Genomic DNA, 21,519 nt, shown 5'->3' with positions numbered 1-21,519 from the left:
TGGTTGCTTTTGACTGATAAGCAAAGAAATACGATACGGATATGTTACACCGCACCTGCCTTTTCCGATACTAATAATATCATTTTCTGGATGCTTATAGGCAGCAAAATTGTATCCTTCAAATCTATCTAATCACCTTGACACAACAGAAAGAGGGCAATTGTCAAAATTGTCGCTTGTTATCCAACAAATTAAATTGCCAAATTAGGTTTATTCATAGCAAAGATACAAATAAAAAATTTCGTGCAACCGATTGCATGAAATTTTAAAGAATAAATTGTTATTATTGAAGTTATACTTAGCATTATATAACTTTAAATAGTAGTATCATGTTTAAAAAAGGAAAAATAGGCTTGCGATTACTTATTATAAATATGGAATCGGTTCAAATTAAATATTGACAGCTATATAAACGTTAGGATTGTGTTTATTAGAGATTCACGGAAATTGGGAAACTGGTATTGAGCGAAGCTTAATGAATGCTTGAAAATAATAGGAGTATTTAAAAAACACCCCTATTCATGATAATTTATAGCTTTGTTGGATAACTTAATACCCAAAAATGAATCAATTATTTATAAGAGAGAATTTGAAATTCAAAGATTGAACATTTTTATCATAGACTGATAAAATGTATTTTGTAACCTAATCAATATCTACTATTTTGTATTTACATCTATTCCTCTCCCATCGAATTCTACATAATCAATGCATCTGCTTATTTGTTTAACTAACAAAATAAAGAAATCTGTTTTTTTATAAAACATTAAATACTCATAATCTTCTGACTTACAGACCATTATCTATTTATTTCAATATTTTATAAAAAATATCCCTTTTCCGAAGGTTACAAAAGGTTTATTGCACTTTCTATACATTTAAAATAACTATTTGTAGTCTAATTATAAATATACACAGTGGGTTATTGTTTTAAAAAATTGCTTAATCGTTTAAACAATAAATAATGTTTGTATTAAATAGCTAACCATGTTGAACATGAAAAAAGAAAAATAATACCTTGAAAAACAAGCGACTAGTTCGCTGAATAATTTATTATTCCCCTTTATCAATATTGAAAAACATCCTAAAAAAAAGGATGCAGGGAAGCTTTTTGCCAAAAAATTAAACAAAAAAGTATGAAGAACATGTTACAAATTAACAAACCATTTTTAACGGCTATTAGAGCGGGTTTTTATCAAATTCCTCTGGCTGTTATTCTTTTAATAACCAACAATGTATATGCCTTAGACGCTAGCAAAAAGTCTGATGTTGCTAAAGTTGTTGCATTATTTGCAGACCATACTGTTACGGGACGAGTAGTGGATTCAGAAAAGGGAGAAGGCTTGCCGGGTGTAAGCATCACCATCAAGGGAAGTGCCAAAGGAGGAACCACAGATGCAAAAGGCAATTTCAGCATTGTAGTACCAAAAGACAATGACGTTTTAGTTTTTTCTTTTATTGGGTATGCTCGCCAAGAGGTGGCTATTAACAAACGTACAGTTATTAACGTTAGCTTACTTTCTGACATTCAAGCATTAGATGAAGTCGTTGTCGTAGGTTATGGAACTACTAAAAAAGCAACTTTAACAGGTGCTGTTTCGATGGTAGATGATAAGGCTTTCAAAGATAGGCCTGTACAAAATGCCGCTTTGGCCTTGCAAGGAGAAGTACCGGGATTGGTGATTTCTAGAACGTCTACTCGTCCAGGAAACGAAGGATTGAGTATTAGATTAAGAGGTGAATCATCAGTTACTGGCGTTGACCCTTTAATAATTATTGATGGTGTGCCTGTAATCGGTACTTGGGAATTTAACCAAATCAACCCTAATGATATTGAATCTGTTACAGCGTTGAAAGATGCCTCAGCAGCTATCTATGGTGCAAGGTCAGCGGGTGGTGTAATCTTAGTGAAGACCAAAAGAGGGAAAAGTGGCAAGATGAAAATCAATTATAATACTAATTATAAACTCAATACCATTGGTATGGCTGTGCCTTGGGCTGATATGTCTCAATGGGCTACTATGTACTTAAATGCATCTACGCAAGATAAAGTTGATGCGAATGGCAATCCAGTTGAGTGGTTTCCACAGTGGACGAAAGAAAACCTTTTGAAAATGCAAACCGATCAAGTCGTTGACTATGTCAACCCAACAAATGGTGAGATTGTGAGGTATGCTAATAATAACTGGTTGAACGAATTGTATGGTTCTGCTTATTCATCTCAGCATAATTTAAGTTTGAGTGGTTCTTCAGATAAAACTTCTTATATGTTGTCTTTGGGATATGCGAATAACAAATCATTATTAAAAACGGCCTATGATGGAGAAAAGAAATACAATTTGAGATTCAACTACGATTATTTTATTTCTGACAAAATAAAATTAGAGACAGGTGTTTCATTTGATAGCAGGATTGTAGAAAGTCCAAGAAATGGGATTGGTAATGGTTTTTTTGATGCTCCTATCTTCCCAACCTATAATAAAAATGGAGATTATTATGATATTTATGGTTACAGAAACCCAATCGCTTTTACAAAAAGCGGTGGAACGGTTTCCAATAACGATGCCATTGCTCGCTTGAACACTACCTTGACGGCAGAAATTGTGAAAGGCTTAAATTTAATAGGAAGTGCTGCGCTTGTAAAAAGAAATACAGAGAAGACAGAGTATAATCAAACGTTTAGATTTTATAACTGGATAGGCGATAAAATAACGTCAACGCAATATCCCAAGCCTGGTATTACTGAAACAATTGGCACTACTTTGTATCAAAATTATGGCGCTTTCTTAGACTACAAACATACTTTTGGAAAAGACCATAATTTCGGTATCATGGTGGGTAATACGGCAGAGTTAACTGAAAATAAGACCATTGTAGCAGGAAGAGATAACTTACAATTTCCCGGATTGTATGATTTAAACACCGCTTATTCCTCAGACCCAACTACTGGATTAAATGTTCAAAGTAATTCAGGGGGTTCAAACCACGTCGGTTTGGTTTCTTATATTAGCCGTGCTAATTATAACTATAAGCAAAAATATTTATTAGAAGTACTGGGGCGTAGAGATGGTTCGTCACGTTTTCACCCCGATTTCAGATGGGCTAATTTCTATGGAATTTCTGGGGGTTGGGTACTTACTCAAGAGAAGTTTATGGAAAAATTCAAAGGGATTAGTAATTTGAAAATCAGAGGAAGCTATGGAGAAACTGGTGGACAAGCCAACATTGGTAACTATGATTATATCTCTGCGGTAACTACTACGGGAACAGCTTTGTTCGGTCAAACGCCTTCGCTTCAAGGTACTGCCAGTGCTGCCAACTCTATTAGTTTGACAAGAACTTGGGAAAGAATGGTCAATAAAAACATCGGGATTGATATTGCTTTATTACAAAATAAATTGACAGCAACTTTTGATGTATTTGAGAAAAGAAATATTGGTATGTTAATCGATATTACTTATCCTCAAATATATGGTGCGACAGCGCCAAAATCTAATAGTGGTGAATTGAAAACATCAGGCTGGGAATTCTCTATGAATTGGAAAGCAAGTGCTGGTGAAGTTAAATACAACATTGGTTTTCAATTAAGTGATAATCAAACAAACCTGATATCGATGCAAGGAAAAGATACTTGGGGAGCTGGCAAAATAGCACTTCGTCAAGGGTATCCTCTTAACGCTTTGTTTGTCTATAAAACAGCAGGATATTTCACAAACAATGATGATGTAAATGCCTATTATGCCAAATACGGTGGTTTTGATAACTTATCAGCCATGACTGGCGCAACAACTAGATTGCGTCCTGGAGATTTAAAAATCGTTGATTTAGATGGGAATAATAAAATAAGTGCCACTGGTGATGGTAAACCGGGCAGTGGTGATGTGTATTATTATGGTGATGCTAACCCTCACTATACGTTTGGACTCAATTTAGGATTACAGTGGAGAGGTCTTGATTTCTCTGCATTTATTCAAGGAGTAGGTCAGCAAAATATTCTTAGATCTGGAAATGCTAGAGCACCATTTTTCAGAAACTACCTGAACGTAAACACCACTTACATTGGCAAAACTTGGACGCCAGAAAATCCTAACGCTGAATTTCCTAGAATATCATTCGACGCCACAAGAAACAACTGGAACTGGCAAACCAATGACGTAAACATTCAAAATTTGCAGTATGCTCGTTTAAAAGCCTTGGTGATAGGATATACTTTACCAAAACAGGTATCCAATAAAATAAAATCGGATAGAATAAGAGTCTATTTCTCAGGAAACGATTTGTTTGAAATTACATCAGTAAAAGATGGTTTTGACCCAGAAAGAGGAGAAAGTTCAGATAGCAGTTATCCATTTGCTAGAACGTGGTCATTAGGTCTAGATATTTCTTTTTAACAACAACGCAATTACAAAATTATGAAATCAAGATATTTTTTAGTTCAGCTATTCGCTTTAGTTAGTTTAATGCTGACATCATGCGAAGATAAGTTTTTAAATCTTGCCCCGTTGGATCAAGCAACAGAGTCTATTTATTTCACCAAAGCTACTGATTTTAAAGCCGCTGCCAATGGTTTTTATAATCAAATGATTGGCTTTCGCCCTACCAATAGTAGCAATATTTATGATTTCATGGATGTTGGCTCAGACTTGTCGGCATCTACTTCCCTATTAGGACAAGGTGCGAATGCTATTCCGACAACAGATATTTATTGGAAGAATTCTTATTCTTATATTCGTTCTAATTGCTATCTAATCCAAAAAGGAGCGGAATATAAGGGCAATCAAGCTGAAATCAAGCAGTACATTTCAGCAGCTTATTTTTTTAGGGCTTGGCAATATTTTTTCTTATTGAAAAGATATGGTGGCGTTCCTATCGTTACAAAAGTATTGGATTTGAATGATGATATTTTGTATGGGGCCAGAAATACACGATATGAAGTAGTAGCTCAGATTTTAAGTGATTTAGACATGGCTATTGCGGGTCTTCCTACTGAGGCTAATATCGCTGTGATTGATAAAGGACAGGTTAGCCAACAAGCGGCTAAATCGCTTAAAGCTAGGGTATTATTACACGAAGCCACTTGGGAAAAATATGTAGGCGAAAGTACCGATTTAGTGACGGGACAAAAACCAGCGGATAAAACAACCGCTTATCTTACTGAAGCAGCAGACTTAGCATATCAGGTGATGACGGATAATACTTATCAGTTATTCAATGGTTTAGATAGCTTAAGCTATTATTACTTGTTTATTTTGGAAGATGGATTATCAAACCCTAAAGGATTGACCAAAGCTAGCAATAAGGAATTTATCCTAAAAAGCTCTTATGACTATACGTTGTTACAAGGAAATGCAAACTTATCCCATACTTTAGGAGGATTAATTGCTCCTAACCGCAAAATGATGGATATGTATTTATGCAAAGATGGGTTACCATATACCGTATCTCCACTAGCAAAAGGTTATTACGGCATAGCGGATGAATTTGTAAATAGAGATGCGAGACTGAACAATTTTGTACCAAAACCAGGTCAAAAATATTGGGGACGTGGCACAAGTACAGGAGCTGATTATACGAAGGCAAATTATACTACCTTGAATAATTGGCCCACAGTTATTACTCCATTTTATCCAAACTTGACTCTTAGTGCGTCAGATGCAGGTTATGGAAACAGAAAGTTTATCACAGAACATCCTAACAGACAGGATTATCAAGAATCTTATGACTATCCTCAAATTCGTTTGGCCGAATTGTATTTAATTTATGCAGAGGCAAAATGTGAGTTAGGGGGTGGTAAAATCTCAGATGCAGATTTGAATATTTCTATCAATAAAATCAGGGCTAGAGCCTATGTGGCACCATTAACCAATGCCTTGATTGCTCCTTATCCAAGTTTGAACATGCTAGGCGAAATCAGAAGAGAGAGAGCCTTAGAATTATATGCAGAAAATTTCCGTTTTGATGATTTGAGACGTTGGGGAATAGCAGAAGCTGAATTGAATAAACCTATTTTAGGCAGAGTGGTATCATATAATGGCAAGCCTACAGAAATAACAACTTTCGTCAGTCCTGTTACTAAACTTCCTATTTATAAGGCAAGTGTTTATACTTTCGGCGTAGATGCCTCTGGAGCATTAATCATTGATCCACTTTCTAATAGAAAATTCACGAAAAAACATTATTTGTTACCTATTCCTACTGACCAATTGCTTTTGAATTCAAATTTAAAGCAAAATCCAGGTTGGTAATTGTTTCACTCTTTAAATACTTGAAATATGGGACGATGCTGATTCGTCCTATATTTCAAACCTAAAAACTTCTAGCCGTAATTATTCTTAATATTCCATTTACGCTACTACTTCCCTGATTCAGGTAGTATTACCTCGTTATCAGCAATTACTACCAAAAATAAAGGCTGAAAGATTAATGAGATTAAACGATAATACTAAAATTAACCTTTAACAAAACAGTACTATGAAAAAGTATTACTCAAATTTTATATTTGGATTGTTGCTACTGATTTTTGTGACTCAGCATCAACTTAAAGCCCAAAAGACATTTGTACATCCGGGTATTCCGTTTACCCAGTACGATTTGAATCAACTGAAAGCCAACATCACTCAGGAACCTTGGCTGACAGGTTATAATGCCTTAAAAAATGATTATCGTTCTCAACTTTCATTTGCTATGCGGGGGCCATTTGCAAATGTTACGAGGTCTCCAGATTTAAACAATAGTGCATGGAAAGTAGACATGGTTGCTATCCATAACCTTACGTTTATGTATGTTTTTACGGGGGATGCAGCTTATGCCGCCAAAGCCACTCAGATACTAGATGCTTGGGCTGTTACCAATACTACGTGGGGTGGTGGCGAAAATATGCTCGATATTGGCGATTATGCGCCCTACTTTATCACAGCAGCAGATATTTTAAAGAGTACTTATTCGGGTTGGACGGCCGACAATACGGCACACGTCAATAATTATTTTGCGAATGTACTCTATCCAGCTTCGTGGGTTCCTAATCCGCTTAGGGATTGTAATAAAGGGGCTATCCAACTACAAATTGCATTGGGTATTGCAGCATTTTTAGATGACGAAGTAAAGTGGAATCAAGCGATTGAATCGTATCGTATGGAAGCAGGTGCTGGCTTACGCAACAGTATTCCTTCTGGTCAGGTTGGCGATACGGGTAGAGACGACCACTGGTTTGGACAGGCTTGGGCATTGGCTTGGGATGGTGAAGTGGCTTTTAAACAAGGCAATGATATGTTTGCAGAAATGAATAATCGTTTGTTAGCGATTGGCGAGTTATATAATCATTATGCCATTGACCCTACTGGACTAACATTCACGCCTTATGGTGGTTATTCTGTTTATTGGACTTCAGGTTGGGGAATTGCTACAGGGTCTCGTAAACAGCACCCATTCAATAATATCATCCAAGGCGCTTATTCACTTCGCAAAGGTATTCCTACTCCTTATACAGACCAGATGAGAGCGCTAGTCGGCGAAGGGGCTTGGTCATTCTTATACTTGAAGTCATCGGATAATTCAACAGCTACTCCAATGACACCGATTGTTTATCCTTCTGAAAGTGCTGTTCCTTCAAGTTATTTTAGTAATACTGATATTGGTGTGACTGGCATCAAAGGAAGTGTTAATCACAATGCAGGAACATGGACAGTGAAAGGAGCAGGAACAGCACCCGCAAATTCAAGTAATTTCACCTTCAAACCTGTGAAAGGAGACGTTGCCATCGTTGCTAAAATTGAGAATAATTCTGTAGCAAATGCTGTATCAGGCTTAATGATTCGTGAATCACTATCAACTACCTCCAATTACGTGTCCATCAACTTTAATCCCCCAGGAACTATTAATGTAAGTGGTGTAGGAGCAACTGCTGCCAACAGCGGTTATACTCATTATAGCACGAGTTCATCATGGTGGCTCAAATTAGAGCGTGTTGGAAACAGAGTATTTGCCTATCACTCACACGATGGTGTAACATGGACAAACATCGCTTTATTTATCATTCCACTGCCTACGGATACTTATATTGGTTTCTATACAGCATCCAGAAATACCTCTGCTTTAAACACAGCAACTTTTACTAATGTAGCAGTCAACAATACTTTTGCTGTTGGGTCTCCTGAAATTAATAGTACTACTTCGGCAGTAGCAACTGTGGGAACAGCCTTTAATTTTAATGTGACTGCTGTAGGAACTCCTACCACTTTTGCGGCAACAGGCTTACCTACGGGGCTAAGCATCAATGCAACAACTGGTACAATTAGTGGAACACCAACAACTGTTGGTAAAAGTGTAGTGCTTTTAGAAGCGACTAATGCTAGTGGAACAGGAAAGGCTGCATTAGTGATTGATGTGATTAGCAATCAAGCACCTATTGCCATTAATAGCTTGGCTGTCAATTCTGCTAACTCTTCTATCAAACTTACATGGACGGCAACCGATAATGCCACGAGTTATTCGGTAAAACGTTCTTTAACGTCTGGCGGGCCTTATACTACCATTCAAGCAAACATTACGGGAACTTCCTTTACAGACCCCTCACCTGCTTATGAAGTTAGTAATTATTATGTGGTAACGGCTTTGGTTGGAGAAAACGAAAGTGCCGTATCTAATGAAGTTTTTGGCTCAGTTCCTCCTGCTGTACCAACGAATGTGGTGGCGACAAACCAAAATGGACAAGTACATTTAACATGGAATACCGCTGACGGAGCATCAACGTATAAAGTAAAGCGTGCTACTACCAGCGGTGGGCCTTATACAGAAATTGCTTCTGTTGCTACCAATACTTATACCGATAATAATGTTACGAACGGCACGGCGTATTACTACGTTATCACTTCAAAAGGCACTAATTTAGAAAGTGGTATTTCATCAGAAGTATTCGGGAATCCAGGTACCAATAGCTTAACTTGGAACGAAACGCCAACGAGTAATACATTCAACGTTTCTGCTAACTGGTTAGAAAATGTTGTTCCAATAAATCCAGCGATTTTAACTTTTAAAGATACAGAAACCAATACTCTGAGCAATGATTTAACAGGATTGGTGGCTTCAAGAATCCTCTTTGCTGATGATGCTGTGAATTATACCATTGCTGGAAATGGCATCACGTTAAAGAGTGATTTGGTGAATAATTCTTCGCAGAGTCAGGTATTAACATTACCTATTAATATAGACGGACAATTAAACGTGAACGCCAAAAATAATAGTATCGAACTTAGTGGCGTAGTGAGCGGTACAGGTAGCTTGCTAAAAACAGGAAGTTCGGCGCTTGTGATGTCAGGCGCAAATACTTATGCAGGCAATACTGTCATTCGTGGAACCAGAGGGTATGCTTGGGGTTCTACTGATGGTATTCAAGTGCTAGGCATCGGTACTGGCACTTCGGGTTCTCCTATTAATGGACCTTTGGGTACTGGCAAAATCATCTTAGAAGGGGGTGCTTTATACACAGGTATCAATGTAAACCCAGCTACTTTATACAACGACATTGAAGTAACAGCTGGAAACACTGGATACTTTTATGAACGTCAAGGACATTTGAATTTGTACGGGCGACTTTTGGGAAGTGGTACATTCATCAATGATGGTTCTGATAATTATGCAACCATCAGCCTTTACGGAAATAACAGCAGTTTTACAGGAACATTCATTACTAAATTACGCAGTGGAAATCATCGTATGGCATTTATGGTACCAGAGTCTGGAAGCGCTAATGCTGCATGGTTATTGGATGCCGTCGGAGTAGATTGTCACAGAATTATGTATAGCTCAGGAGCACTTGAGTTTGGCTCATTGTCTGGTAGAGGGGGTATTCGTTGTAATGTTGCTGGAACGCCTATTATCAGAATTGGCGCTTTGAATACAAATACTAACTTTAGCGGTACAATAGCCAATGCGGCAGGAACATTATCGGTTGAGAAAGTAGGCACAGGTACTTTGACCTTCTCTGGAAATAGTACTTTTGGAGGAACAACCACCATATTAAACGGAACGTTTTTATTGAATAATAGCAATACAACAGGTACATACAGTAGTCAAATTATTGCTAAAAGTGGTTCATTTGGTGGAACTGGAAAAAGTACAGCCGTTGTAACAATTGGTACGAATGATGGAACTGGGGCTTTATTAGTACCAGGAACAGACGGAACAATTGGTACTTTTACGACAAGCGCACTCCTTGCGTTAAACAGTGATGCAACGTATAAGGTTGACATCAATAACGTAGCCGTCTCTTCCGATAAAGTTATTGTCGGGAATGCACAACTAAATCAGGCTAAATTGGTGATAAACAATGTTGTTACAGGAACAATACCTTTAGGTTCAATATTCACTATTTTGGATAATACAGGTACTAGTGCCATCATAGGAACATTCAAAGATTTACCAGAAATGGCCTTGGTAAATGTTGGTGGCTATAATTTCCGTATTACTTATAAAGGAGGGACAGGGAATGATATTCAATTATTGGATAATCGTGCTACTTATACCAATAGTACTATTACTGGGATATATTATATCAAAATAGCTGGGTCAGATTCTTTGCTGACAAAAAACACGTCAAGCAATAACCTGACTTTTGGAACACTAAACTCTGATAAAAATTTGCAACGTTGGAGAGTTACCAAAGAAACAAACGGCAGATATAAGATTTCATCATTCGGCGATGCTCCTAGTGGATATAATAATCATATCGATGAGAATGCGCAATTCGGGACGGAAGTTTATGATTCGACACTACATACGATGAACATCTATCGCAATGGTATTAGATACGCCATTCAGAAAAATGGGAATGGAGGATACTGGTATGTCGACAGAGATACCGTTCGAGCACAACAAGGAAATGCCTATAGTAATGTCCCTTCTTCTTTTCCATTTGAATTAGTATTGGATATTTATTATCCTCTTGATGCCAAACTTGATGAAGCTAAAGCAATTAGAGATGCTGCTCAAACCTCTACAACGCAAGAGGTAGGAAAGTATCCTATAGATGCCAAGCAGACTTTTAGTAATGTCATTGCTAGTTCGTTAGCTCGTTATAACACTTTGGTAACGGCCGACCAAGTAAATGCTGAAATACTCATTTTAACGAATGCCATAAACGAGTTTAAAAAGACGATTTATTATAGCACAAATCTGTTAGCGAATGGTAATTATTTCATCAAGATTCCTAATACTGAATCTTACTGGACTAAAAACACTACAAATGTTCCTGTTTTTGACGCATTAAATACTGATAGGACAAATCAAATTTGGAATATTACGAAGCAGTCTAACGGTCGATACAAAATAACGCATGAGAGTGCCCCAAGTAGTACTTATCTAAACTATATCAATGAAGGCGCTCAGTTTGGAAAAAACGTATATGATGCTACTTGGAATACGATGAGTGTGTATTTTAACGGAACGACTTACGCCATTCAAAAAGCACAAAAAGCTGGCTATGGATATTGGTATATCAATGAGGCAAATATATTGTCGACATCGTCTACGACGTCGTCCCCTCCTACTTCATTTCCTATTTTACTAATTCCCGTGGCTAGTTTGCAAGTTATTACTTTTAACCCTTTGCAAACTAAAACAGTTGGTGATGTTGATTTTGATGGTGGAGCAACAGTAAATTCGGGTTTACCTGTAGCTTATACAAGCAGCAATCTATCTGTAGCAACAATTGTAAATGGCAAAATCCATATTGTTGGCGCTGGAACAACAAATATCACAGCCACACAAGTTGGAAATGCAACATACACCGCAGCAACACCTGTAACACAGACGTTAACAGTGTTGAAAAGAAGCCAAAGTATTACCTTCAATGCTTTAGCAAATAAATATGTAGGTGATGAAGACTTTGACACAGGAGCCACTGCTAGTTCAAATTTGACGGTTGCTTATACCAGTTCAAATCCGACCGTAGCTACAATTGTAAGCGGGAAAGTACATATTGTTGGTGCTGGCACGACTACGATTACAGCTTCACAAGGTGGCAACACAACATATTTGTCTGCAACACCTGTGACTCAGAGTTTGACAGTTTTAAAGAAATCCCAAAGCATCACTTTCGCTAACATTCCTAATAAGATTTTAGGTGATGCTGATTTTGAAGGTGGAGCTGTCGCTAGTTCAAATTTGGACATTTCTTATACAAGTTCAAATCCTGCTGTCGCCACTATCGTTAACGGTAAAATTCATTTAGTAGGTACAGGAACAAGTACGATTACTGCTTCACAAAATGGTAATCAGACCTATAACCCTGCTATTGATGTTACACAGACTTTAACAGTTATCGCAACGCTCAAAGTAAAATACCAAGATGGAGATAATAATCTGACGAATAATCAAATTAAACCTAACTTGATTGTTTATAATGAAAGTGCTAGCTCTATTCCTTACAGTGAACTGACGCTTCGCTACTGGGTGACTCCTGAAAACTATGCTGGTATAAATACTTGGATTGATTATGCACAACTTGGGAATGGCAATGTAAAAATGAAGTACGTCGCTTTGTCTAGCCCAAGAAACGGTGCTTTCGGATACATAGAATATAGTTTTGAAGCTAGTGCTGGAAACCTAGTTGCTGGGGGTAACTCTGGACAAATACAATCAAGATTCGCAAATAGTAATTGGAGCAATCTTGCTGAAGGTGATGATTATTCTTACACTAATTCAAGCGTTTATACTTATAACGAACATATTACGATGTATCGCAATGGCGTGTTGGTTTGGGGTGTTGAACCTGTTACTGTGCCATCTGTTGTTAATCTAAAGGTATATACTGAAACGAAAGCTAGTGCTACGACGAACACGATTAGTACTTATCTGAAAATTAACAATGAAGGAAATGTACCTGTAGCCTATGGAGATGTAAAAGTAAGGTATTGGTTTACCAAAGAAGGCACTGCTAACCTGAATTATTACTTAGACTATGCGGCCTTAGGAAATGCTAATATTGAATCTGGATTTGTAACATTGAACCCTGTTCAAACAGGTGCGAATACTTATTTGCAAATGGGTGTAAAAGCAAGTTTGGGCACTTTTTATCCATCAAGCAGTACAGGAAATATTCAATATAGAATAGGCAAGACGGACTGGTCGAACTTTAATCAAGCAGATGACTATTCATTCAATATCAACACAACAATGACGCTGAATGATAAAGTGACAGTGTATTATCAAGGTCAATTGATTTATGGTACAGAACCATCGGTAATTGCCAACGGTAGAATTTCGGCAGATAAAGAAGAAACCTCATCTGGTTTAGAGGCTATTATGTTAGGGAATCCTATTGTAGGTGATAGAGGTGAAGTATTAATCAAAGGAACAAAAGGTTTGCCGCTTACCATCTCTTTGACAAATATTAATGGACTTCAAGTATTGAGCCAATCGATAGAACAACCTAGTGATACAGAGCAGTTTGTATTTCCAACAAACAATCTGACCAGTGGCGTATATCTTCTGAAAGTTGTCAATGAATTTCAAGCCGTTGTTATTAAAGTAATTAAATAGCACCTAATCAATAAATAGATTAATAAAAGGTCGTTGACCTATTGAAAATCAGGCTGATATTTTTCAGCCTGATTACTCATTTATAAACATTATTGATGCTTGTTAAAAAACCTTTTCAATCGTTATTATTAATGCAAAATCATGAACATACTACGAATATTATTTTTATCGGTACTACTATTTATCCAACACAATCTTTATTCACAAGAATTAATCACTTATTCTGTTCCCAAGGAATTATATTATGTTGCTCATAATGATGACTTTACAGTAAGAGTGCGAAATATTGGCGGACAATGGCAAGATTTATATGAGTATAAAGTAAAGGTTGATATGGACAATGTGCAGGAAGCCTCGATGGTCAATTTTGATTTTTCTAAAGCTGTAGAAGTAGCCGTCACAAAAAACAATGGAGATATTCATGCTGTTAAGATTCGCCCATTATCGTATGGTATAAAATCTACTGTAAAGGACAATACGATTTTCTTTACATTGAACAAACCTCGTAATCTCTCCATTGAAGTAAATGGCGATAGGTTGCATAATCTACATGTTTTTGCCAATGCTATTCTTCAAAATATTCCAAATGCTACCGATAAAAACGTAATGTATTTTGGTAAAGGAACACATTTACCGACTGATTCGACTAAAAAAGCCTTTATTATTCCTAGCAATACCATTGTTTATATTGATGGCGGGGCTGTATTGAAAGGCAAATTAGTTTGTAATAAGGTAGAAAATGTCAAAATTTTTGGAAGAGGAATCATTGATAATCCACAACGTGGGATAGAGATTATGCACGCTAAAAACATTGAAGTTGACGGAATAATTATTAGAAATCCAGACCATTACACGGTATATGGTGGCGAAAGTCAAGGAATTACTATCAAAAATATCAAATCGTTTAGCTGTAAAGGTTGGAGTGATGGTATTGACTTGATGAGTTGTTCTGATGTTGTGGTTGATGGCGTATTTCTACGAACTTCAGATGATTGTATTGCCATTTATGCCCATCGTTGGAATTTTTATGGCAATTCTAAAAATGTAATGGTCAAAAATTCTACGCTTTGGGCAGACATAGCACATCCAACCAATGTTGGTTTACATGGCAACACCGAAAAAGGCTGGGTAGGTGATACCTTGGAAAATATTACCTTTAAAAACATTGATATTTTAGAGCATGACGAGGACGACCGAAATTATCAGGGTTGTTTATCCATCAATGCAAGCGACAATAATTTAGTCCGTAATGTATTATATGATGATATACGTATTGAAAAATTTCAAGAAGGACAAGTATTCAACCTGCGTGTTTATTTTAATGAAAAATACAGTGGAGCGCCTGGCAGAGGAATCCAAAATATCCGTTTTAAAAATATTAGTTACCAAGGTGCTTTGGATAATACTAGCCTAATACAAGGCTTTGATGATACTAGAAAAGTAGAAGGTATCATTTTTGACAATGTAAGTATCAATGGAAAAATAATATCCAATGCTAAGGAAGGCAATATAGCAATTGATAAACATGTGCTTAATATAAAATTTACAAAAAGCGCTAATAAGTAGGTAATAAATAGGTAAGTTCAATATGTTTATCATCACTGAACCTACCTATTTATTGATTTCACCAACCCGGGTTTTGCTTCAACGAAGGATTTAATATAATTTGATTTAAAGGAATAGGTGACAAATAGCTTTTCTTAGTAAATTTTCGATTACTGACAGGGTCCATGATAATTGCCCCTGTTTGTGGGTCTGTTCCAAAAGTAATATAGGCCGAAGGAATAAAAAGAGGCTGACCATTATTGACAAAGGTTTCATATTCATTCCCCATTACCCTGACCCCCATTACTGTTTGATTCAGTTCTTGTTCTGCAATATTCCAGCGTTTTAAATCATCAAAACGAGTATTTTCTCCATACAATTCCAACGTTCGCTCTCTTCTGATTTCTCCTAACATCGTTAGTTTTGGATGTGTATTTATCAATTCATTGGTGAGATGCGCTACTCCTGCCCTATCTCTGATTTTATTAATAGAAATATCTAAATTAGCATCTGAAATAAAACCGTCTTTTTCATACAGTGCTTCGGCATACATTAAATATACTTCAGCCAATCTGATTTGCGGATAATCATAAGACTCTTGATTATCTTCTCTGAAACGATGTTCAGATAAGAATTTTCTATTCAAGTATCCGCTATTAACGTTTGTATAAAGCTGTGGATAAAAGGGCACTATTGTTGGCGGAAAGTCTTGTCCATACAATGCTCCCCCTCCCCAAGTGCTTAATCCATAGCCCCAATATTTTTTCCCAGGCCTAAAAACAAAATTGGTTAATCTATTATCTCTATTTTCAAACTCGTCACTCATTTTTTGATACCCTTTAAATACCGAAGATTCAGAAGGGGGAAGACCATCCTTACACAGATACATATCCATCATCTTTCTATTAGGAGCTAATAGTGAGCTTAGGGTATGGGTAAGGTTATTCAATGATTTGTAGAATACAAAATCATAATTACTTTTTAAGATAAACTCTTTGTTAGAAGCTTTCGTAAAACCGAGCGGATTAGAAAGACCATCATCTAAATTAAACAAATAAAAATAGCTTTCATCGCCCAGTTTATTCCACAGCTCATATCCGCCCTGTTCGATTACTATTTTGGTTAGGCTAATAACTTCGTTTAAATACTTTAACGTATTATTTTCTTTTTTTTGTCCTTTCTCAAAATCAGTCGCTTCTCCTACATATTTTTCCCATGTTGCCTCATAAAGTAAAACTCTAGCTTTGAAAGCCATCGCTGCCCATTTACTCACATGTCCTTTCTCGGCAGTACTAATGTTTTGTTCAATAGGCAAGTCTTTAATTGCTAAGTCTAAGTCATTAATGATTTGCTTAGTCAATTCATATCTGGTTGCTCTTTTTGAATATAGTTCTGGCGAATCAACATCAAGAACGGTAGTAATGATAGGTACTCCACCAAAGCGTTTTAATAAAAAGAAGTAGTGCCATGCTCGAAAAAAATAAGCCTCTGCAACATATTGTTTTATTCCCTCTTTATTATCTGGGTACTCTTGGGCTTTTTTTAGGAGTATATTATTATTCCTAATATATTTATAAGGGTTTCTCCAGTAAATATCTATGGCATTTGTGATGCCCCCGCCTTGTCCATATACAGTAGTTTTGGTTGTTAAGTCAGACCCTACATCCATCCAATCATAGATAGAACTATCGTCTATTTTTCTCCATGAAATCATTTTGGTGTAGAAATCATTTGCTGCGGCTTTGAACTGTTCGGGTGTATTGAAATAGACAAATTCTGTTGTTTGATCAATTGGTTGCAAATCAAGCACTTCATCTTCACAACTCAACAGTCCTATGAATAGTATGATAACTTTAAAAAATGTATATCGTTGTTTCATTGACAATACCCTTTAAAAATGTAATTCAAGACCCATCGACCAAGTTCTGGCAAAGGGGTACGTCTGATTAGTGTTTTCACCAAACTCTGGGTCAAAGCCATCTTTGATAGTAGTCCATTCCCATAAATCATTACCCGATACATACAAACGACATTTATCAAGACCTATTTTTTTAACTAAATTATTAGGAAGTGAATACCCCAACACAAATGTTTTTAGTCTTAGATAACGGAGCTTCTGAACCATAATATCAGTATTATTATAATTCCAGTTATTTCTTTGAGATACTAGAGAGAGCCTTGGAAAAGCGGCATTAGTATTATCGGGCGTCCAAGTATTTCCTAAAAAATTAGGATTTTGATTCACATACATCACCCTAAAAGGAGCATTAAGATAACCCCATCTTAACATATTTTGACTGCCAACTCCTTGCAGAAAAGTAGTTAAATCAAACCCTTTCCACGTAAAGCCCATATTAAAACCATACGTAAAATGTGGGGCATTATCTCCTATGTACTGTAGGTCACCTGTGCTTCCGTTTTGATTAGCATTTCCTATCGCACTAATGTATCCATTCCCATCTAAATCAAGTTTTCTCAAATCGCCAGGGCGTAGTTTCTGGGTGCCTACGGTAGGTAGTTCTCCATCATTAATGGCTGTATATTTCGCATAATAAGCATCTACTTCTTCTTGCGTTTGAAAGTACCCATCTGTTTTATACACAAAAATTGCGTTAAGAGGATAGCCCTGTATTTGGGATACCAAACCCGTATTCCAAGCGTTCTTGCCTTCCATGGCAATCAATTTATTTCGATTATCGCTTATGTTAAAAGAGAGATTATAGGCAAAGTCTTCTCCTATTTTATCTTTCCAGTTTACCTGAAATTCCCATCCGTTTATCGCTAATATGCCATTATTAGTTTTGGGAGCAGTTGCACCCAATAGCTCTGGATACGCGACATCCACCAGCATTCCACTATTTCGTTTCAAAAAATAATCAAATGAACCACTTAGTTTATTATTGATAATGCCAAAATCAAACCCTATATTTTTCACACTAATACGTTCCCAAGTGCGGGTAGTACTAGTCATTCCTGTCAAAGAAGCCGTTTGTTGAATCGTGTAAGGTTCTCCGAAAATGGTAGTGCCTGTATTAATCGTTGACAAATAATCGTAAAGTCCTATGCCCGACTGTCCGCCTGTCTCGCCATAACCACCCCTGATTTTCAATTCATTAATAAAAGGTATTTCTTCCATAAATCTCTCTTTGGACATCAGCCATCCTGCTGAAACGCTTCCGAAAGTAGACCACTTAAAGCCCTTTGCAAAACGTGAAGAGCCATCCCTCCTACCTGTCAATTCAAGTATATATTTCCCTTCATAATCATAATTTAAGCGACTGACATAAGAAAACAAACCCCAGTGGCTTGCTCCTCCTGCATTGGTGGCATTAACAGGGTCAGCAGTGTTTAAATCATACAATCCTGGATAGAGAAGGCGCATTCTTTTACCCATTAAACTTTTGTTGTCGTTGAGTTCAGTAGTGATACCCACCATTGCAGAAAAACTGTGCTTAGCAAAAGTCTTTTTATAATCCAGAAAACCTCCATAATTTTGATACGTAGTATTATAAACATCTTCTTGAATGGTTGGATCTGGGTTTTGGATATTCGTAACCCTGTCCCCTATCCAATTGTATAATTTGTAGGTTTGATAATACTGTTTTCGCCATCCTCTGAGGTTGACATTAGATAGTTGACTACTAAAGGTAACATTCTTCCATAATTTGGCAGAAAGCTTTAAATTAAGCCTTATAATATCGTCAGTCGTCGTTACTCTCCCACTTTCTGCTGTTTTGGCTATAGGGTTCCGAAAACCAAAATCATCATACCAATTTCCTTTACTATTATAAACAGGAAAGATGGGTGGGTCATACCATCCATCTCCAATACCAGCAATCGGGAAAGAAACTTCTCTCTTATCATAAGAAATACCCGTTTCAATTTTTACTTTTTCTGAGAGCGCATAGTCATAATTGACTCGCATATTATATTTTTTTTCTCCATCATAAGCAGGCTTCAATAGCCCTTTATTGTTAGCATAAGCTAATGAAATTCTGTAATTTGATTTATCTGTACTACTGCTTAAACTAAGGTTGTGTTGCTGAGATACTGCCATACCATACAACGCTTTCATCCAGTTATTATCTTGATATACTTGCTCATAGCCTGTTAAGGGGTTATTCCATAGAAAGGTTTCTCCACGTTTCATTTTTTCCAGCCTTTCTCTGTCATAAATCCAATAATAGCCCAAGCCATCTTGTTCAGAGGCTTCTAATAATAACTGGGCATATTGTGACATATTCGATACAGGCGTTGTTCTTCCTAAAGTAGAAGCCCTGATATTGGAATGGTAGGTTAATTTCATTTTCCCCTCCTTTCCTCTTTTGGTCGTAATCAAAATTACCCCTCCAGCAGACCTTGCACCATAAATAGCAGCCGAAGCATCTTTCAACACACTAATTGACGCGATATCGTCAGTATTCAATTGGCTCAGCTCCCAAGTACCTAATGTAGGAATACCATCAATCACTATCAGTGGATCAACATCAGTAATGGATGATTCTCCCCGAATTCTGATTTTTAACCCTTCATTGCCAGGTCTTGAAGAACTCCGTGTAATCACTAAGCCAGAGGTAGAACCCTGAAGGGCCAAAGCCGCATTACTAATCGCCCTATCCTTAAATGTCTCTGCACCAATGGTAGCAATCGCCCCTGTAAGATTTTGTTTTTTTTGAATACCATAACCTACTACTACTACTTCTGACAGAGGACTATTATCAATTTTGAGGGCTACTTCTATAACTCGTTTGTCGTTGATAGCAACTTCTTCCTTCAAATAGCCAATGCTAGAAATGATTAATACGGCGTTCTCTTTAGGAACAGTTAATGTAAAATTACCTTCTTTATCGGTTGAAGTCCCTTTAGAAAACCCTTTGATAAGGATGCTTACTCCTTGAAGGGTTTCATTTCCATCTTCACTCTTTACTTTTCCTTTGATGATTACGCCTTCAGCAGGTCTATTCGTTGTTTTTTTTATCTCAACGCCTATTTTTTTTTTTATGCTTATAGTCGGGTCATAAATAAGATAAGATTGTTCGTTAAATTTTTCAAATTTAAACGAGAAGGGTTTAATAAGGAAATCAAGGGTTTTTTCGAGGGTAGCATATTTATTAAGTGCCGACAATTCGACGGTTTTATCGGCTAATAATTTGTCATTATACTCAAAAATTACATGATGATGTTTACCTAAAATTTCGATGGCTTCGACTAATGAAATTTTTAAGGGTGAATTAGACAACCCTTTTTTTCTTTGTGCAGTAGATTGGCTACAAAAAGAAAAACACATTAAAAGCAGTAAAAAGATATTTCTAAGTAATTTTCGATACATTAATTTATTAGCCAAAAATAATGCTAGTTTCTCTGCTACTAATGAGCGTCGTTACAAAATCTATATTATTTCAAATGTATAGCGTCTCCCTTTTTAGTGACTTGTATCGGATATAGTTTTTGTAATTTCACAAAGAAAACATCCACTGAATCTGTCGGGAATGAACCTGTAAATGTTTCGTTTTTCAAGGTTGGGTTATCTATTATTATGTTTATATCATACCATTCCTTCATCATTACCGCAATCTCTGCCAAAGATTTTTGTTTAAAAAGTGTTATTTTATCTTTCCAAGAGGTGTAATAACGGGTATCTATTTCTTGTTTGATGAGCGTAATTTGCTCTTGAGATTGACTAACTCCTTCGCCAGGGTGCAATGTTACAGTATTAGCTAAATTATTTTCATCTGTAACTTTTACTGAACCATGCTGCAAAGCAATGTCTTTTTTATCTCTCCGATTTGACACGCTAAAAATAGTACCAAGTACCTCAACATTCAGATTGTCGGCATGAACAACAAAAGGGAGTTTTTCACCATTGAGTTCTTGCTTGCTTACTTCAAAAATAGCATCGCCCTTTATCCATACTTCACGATTTGAATTAGCATACCACCCATTTTTATAAATAATGGATGAATTTGCATTCAGTGTCACAACAGAGCCGTCGTTGAGTAAAACCTTCTTTGTTTCTCTAAAAGTGGTACTCGTTTCTTGTGTTCTGAAGCGATAAAAATACAATGCGACCGAACAAATAATTATCAATGAGCAGGCAACTGCCAACCAATTCCAGTTATTTTTCAGTGTTACTTTTTTATAATTATTTTGTTCGTTTTCTTTTTCAAAGTTGGATTCAATATACGACCACATTTTAGCGCGTTCCGATGGCGTCCATTTCTCATTAAAATCAACTTTTTTAATAAAGTGAATGGCATTATCTATCTCTTTTTTCTTTTCTGGATGTGCTAAAATCCATTGCGTCCAAAACTTATCACTATCCTCATCTGGTGCTTTTACCCATTTTTGGAAAAAATCATCCATTATAAAATCTTCTATGTCAAATTCTAAATAGTTCATTTTCAAATGGGAAGCTATTAATGATTAAGGATTATATAG

Annotated in this window: 7 protein-coding genes; 4 read left to right on the top strand and 3 right to left on the bottom strand. The window is 36.5% G+C overall.

Annotated elements, in window-relative coordinates; all coding sequences use genetic code 11:
- Positions 1–1,145: 1,145 nt before the first annotated feature.
- The 4 genes from AC07XN_RS06680 to AC07XN_RS06665 all read left to right on the top strand — a co-directional run bounded on the left by AC07XN_RS06680 (position 1,146) and on the right by AC07XN_RS06665 (position 15,102).
- Entirely contained in the window at positions 1,146–4,391 is a 3,246-nt protein-coding gene (locus tag AC07XN_RS06680; RefSeq protein WP_494742480.1) for a SusC/RagA family TonB-linked outer membrane protein, read from the top strand.
- Between the two features lie 21 nt (positions 4,392–4,412).
- Positions 4,413–6,245: a RagB/SusD family nutrient uptake outer membrane protein gene (locus AC07XN_RS06675; protein ID WP_309917798.1), complete on the top strand. Its 1,833-nt coding sequence runs from the start codon at positions 4,413–4,415 to the stop codon at positions 6,243–6,245.
- Positions 6,246–6,471: 226 nt separating this feature from the next.
- Entirely contained in the window at positions 6,472–13,536 is a 7,065-nt protein-coding gene (locus tag AC07XN_RS06670; protein ID WP_494742479.1) for a cellulose binding domain-containing protein, read from the top strand.
- Between the two features lie 141 nt (positions 13,537–13,677).
- Positions 13,678–15,102: a glycosyl hydrolase family 28 protein gene (locus AC07XN_RS06665; protein ID WP_494742478.1), complete on the top strand. Its 1,425-nt coding sequence runs from the start codon at positions 13,678–13,680 to the stop codon at positions 15,100–15,102.
- 58 nt (positions 15,103–15,160) lie between these two features.
- Here the strand turns inward: AC07XN_RS06665 and AC07XN_RS06660 are convergent, their stop codons facing one another.
- The 3 genes from AC07XN_RS06660 to AC07XN_RS06650 form a co-directional block, all read right to left on the bottom strand.
- A complete protein-coding gene (locus tag AC07XN_RS06660; RefSeq protein WP_494742477.1) occupies positions 15,161–16,960 on the bottom strand; it encodes a RagB/SusD family nutrient uptake outer membrane protein in 1,800 nt (599 codons plus the stop codon).
- Between the two features lie 12 nt (positions 16,961–16,972).
- The gene (locus tag AC07XN_RS06655) at positions 16,973–20,320 is read right to left on the bottom strand and encodes a SusC/RagA family TonB-linked outer membrane protein (protein ID WP_494742476.1); all 3,348 of its coding nucleotides are present in this window, start codon (positions 20,318–20,320) and stop codon (positions 16,973–16,975) included.
- A 155-nt stretch (positions 20,321–20,475) separates the two neighbouring features.
- Entirely contained in the window at positions 20,476–21,480 is a 1,005-nt protein-coding gene (locus tag AC07XN_RS06650) for a FecR family protein (protein WP_494742475.1), read from the bottom strand.
- Between the last annotated feature and the right edge of the window lie 39 nt (positions 21,481–21,519).

The sequence above is a fragment of the Arcicella sp. GW458-12-2-14-TSB2 genome, from assembly GCF_059423785.1.
The sequence above is the reverse complement of the archived record's forward strand: the minus strand, read 5'-3'. Positions and strand labels throughout refer to the sequence as shown.